Annotated in this window: 2 protein-coding genes; one reads left to right on the top strand and one right to left on the bottom strand. The window is 57.3% G+C overall.

Features of this window, described 5'->3' with window-relative positions:
• Positions 1-376 (bottom strand): S-layer homology domain-containing protein (locus tag H6B51_RS16650; protein WP_204884720.1); only part of this gene is annotated, 376 nt, incomplete at its 3' end.
• 400 nt (positions 377-776) lie between these two features.
• On the opposite strand from H6B51_RS16650, the gene H6B51_RS16645 reads away from it, so the two are divergent.
• The gene (locus H6B51_RS16645) at positions 777-2912 is read left to right on the top strand and encodes an S-layer homology domain-containing protein (protein ID WP_204884719.1); all 2136 of its coding nucleotides are present in this window, start codon (positions 777-779) and stop codon (positions 2910-2912) included.
• Positions 2913-3283 lie beyond the last annotated feature (371 nt).

Raw genomic sequence — 3283 nt, 5'->3', positions numbered from 1 at the left:
TGCCGGCGCCGTCACCGGCGATGATGCCCATGACGGTGGCGTACTCGATGTACTTCTCAGACCAGATGCCGTCGATGTCGGCGTAGGTGGGGACGGGCTTGATGCCGGTCACAGGCTCCACGCCGCCGTTCATCAGGTAAGCAATGATCTTGCTCATCTCTTCACGGGTCAGAGTGTCAGAGGGAGCGAAGAAGGAGCCGTCTTCCTTGCCGTCGATGACGTTCAGCGCCACCATGGTGGAGACAGCCTCTTGATGCTGGATCTCATCGTAGTCGGTGAAATCCTGTGCGTTCGCAGCGCTGGCGCCCACGACCATCATGCCCATGAGCATCATGGCGGCCAGGACCAGGCTGAGAACACGCTTGAGGTTTCTCATTTTGGTATTCCTCCTTAATTTTTTTAGACTTTAGGCAAGGAAACAATTTATAGGCCTGCCCTCAATCCCTTGTCCCCCAAGCGATTCCGTATGCCCCGTGTGCTACCGGTAGCCGCAGGGTAGCCGTTTTTGCCCCAAAATCGGTGCAGATACAGTCTGCTAGCGGTGCTCAAAACAGTCACAAATCCAAGTAAATGGAAACATTTTGGCATAGTTTCCTTGGAGAAAATATATTTGCTCCATACAACCGCATTTTGCGGCTACCCGACGGTTCCCAGGTAACATTTATATTACAATAGGGCCAAAACAGTTGACGGCGGCGGGGAATCAGGTATGATTAACATAGAACAATCAGGAGTATCCCGCTCCTTTTTACTATCTAACGAAGGAGGGAACCACCATGGGAATCATCAAGCGGGCGTTGACGCTGATCCTGTCCGCAGTGCTGCTGCTGGGCGGGCTGGTTCTGGGGGTATCGGCCACAGACCTACCCTTTACCGACGCCGACCAGATCTCCAACACGGAAGCGGTGGCAGTTATGAACGCCGTGGGTGTATTTCAGGGCAGCGGCGGTGCTTTCTCCCCCGCAGGCATTCTGACCCGGGAGCAGGCCGCCAAGATCATCTGCTATATGCTGGGGGGCCAAGAGGAGGCCGAGGCCATATCCGCCGACGAATATCTGTTCACCGATGTGGCATCCACCCGCTGGTCAGCCCCTTATATTGCCTATTGCGTCAAAAACGGCATTCTTTCCGGGGACGGTTCCGGCAAGTTCGACCCGGAAGCCCCCCTCACCGGCGGGGCCTTTGCCAAAATGCTGCTGGTGGCTCTGGGCTATGACCCCTCCATTGAGGGCTATACCGGCAGCGACTGGATCCTGAATGTAGCCTCCACCGCCCTGGCCCTGGGCATTGCGCCCCAGAATATGAATCTGCTGGAGGCACTGAACCGCGAGGATGCGGCCCAGATGTGCTATAAAACGCTGGTTTGCGATATGGTGCGCTACAAGAGCGTCAATGAGATCTTCACTGACCGCCCGGCAGTGGGCAAGGTGGAGGGCTACTACGAAAACGACTACAACGAGACCCGGGACGGGGTTCAGCAGTTTTGTGAGGCCTATTTCCCCGAGCTGCGGCTGGTAACCGCCTACGACAACTTTGGTCGTCCCGGTCGGGGCTGGCTGTGGAGCGGGAAGACTGTTTACTACGTCGCCCATACTCCTGTGGCCATATTGACCAGCCGGACCGATGCTGACACTCTGGCTGTGGATCTCAGCGGCTATTTTCTCCGGGACCGCAGCCTTTACGCCGTGAACAAGCGGATATCCAACACCCAGAACGTCAGCTTCAATGCCAATCTCAATTTAACCTTTGTGGGTCCTGAAAACACTACCGCTCAGTCCTCCGTGGCCATTGTGGGCCGCACCACGGCGGATTTCCTGGCCGAACTCACCGGCAACGGGTGTCAAGTAGAGCTGTATGCCGACGAGAAAAACGTGATCACCGACGTTGTGGTGCTCCGGTACGCCGTGGACACCGTCACCGGCATTACCATCGCCCCTGGCAAGATTGCCTATACCGTAGGTGGAACCAGCTATCTGGACTATCAGAGCGGCTACGGAACCGACACCGTCGTGGTGGACAGGCCCATCAAGGTGGGCGATACTGTCACCTACACCGTAGCGGGTGGCGTGGCCTATCTCTATTCTACTGCCCAGGTGAAGGGCACTCTAACCGCTGTGGCTGGGGATACGCTCCAGATCTCCGGGCTTACCTACCCCCTGGGCGGCGGGGTAGCCGGGGTTCCCGATCTGACTGTGGAGGACCAGGGGGTCTTCTGCCTGGATCAGTTTGGCAATGTGGTGGATTTGCGTACCGACACCCGGACTACCGGCTACGCTAACGTGGTAAATGCGGCAGGGATCTATACTCCCGCTGATCAGGAGCTGGGCCTGCCCGCAGTCGGCCCTGCCGTAACGGTCACCGTGGTCACCGCTACCGGCAGCTCAGGGCAGTATCAGGCCGCTCTCCACACACTCACCGCTGCCGATCTGGGGCGGGGGGAGCGGACCGCCGCCAACGCGCCCACCGTCCGGCTGGAGCCGGGGGACGTGGTGATTCGCAACACTGATTTGCTTGTATACGATGCCAGTGCCGGTGATGCCACTGCCGCTCAACTGACCGCCAGCGCGGCCGCCGGACTGAAGACCGTTTGGCTCTATGTGCTGGAGGGCAATGAGATTACCTTCCTGCCCTTGTCCCAGGTTGGGACGGATATGCGCGAGTACACCCCCTATCTGGCAACTGACGTGGATGTGACTGCCCTGCGGGGCGCCAATGTGATGGACGGCTATGTGCTCAACCTGGACAGCAATACCGGCTATGTGACCTATGATATGGTCACCGGCCTTGGCTTCCGGTACGGCAGCACGGACCTGCCTCAGGGTCTGTCCGGTCTGGAGCACGCCCAGGTAGTAGTGCTGGCCGGAGGGACCAGCCAAGGCAGTGCCCTGGTGGTCTTCCTGGACCACACATAAAATTGAGTTTTGTGACTGGACAAAGCCGGCGTCAGCCCCGGAACGGGGCCTAGACGCCGGCTTTGTCTATTATGCCTGAGCGCACGCTATGACGGGTACTCCATGTATCCGTGCAGCGTGCGTTTTTTACTGTCTAATTTGACTATTACGACGTCATTTTGAGATGTTAATTTTCCATTATTTGCACTTTAATTGGCTACCCCGCGGCTACCGGTAGCAAACGGGGCATACGGAATCGCTTGGGGGACAAGGGATTGAGGGCAGGCCTATAAATTGTTTCCTTGCCTAAAGTCTAAAAAAATTAAGGAGGAATACCAAATGAGAAACCTCAAGCGTGTTCTCAGCCTGGTCCTGGCCGCCATGATGCTCAT

It is taken from the genome of Pseudoflavonifractor phocaeensis (assembly GCF_016901955.1).
Classification (GTDB): domain Bacteria; phylum Bacillota; class Clostridia; order Oscillospirales; family Oscillospiraceae; genus Flavonifractor; species Flavonifractor phocaeensis_A.
Note: the sequence above shows the minus strand (reverse complement) of the source record. Positions and strands in the feature narration are given on the sequence as shown.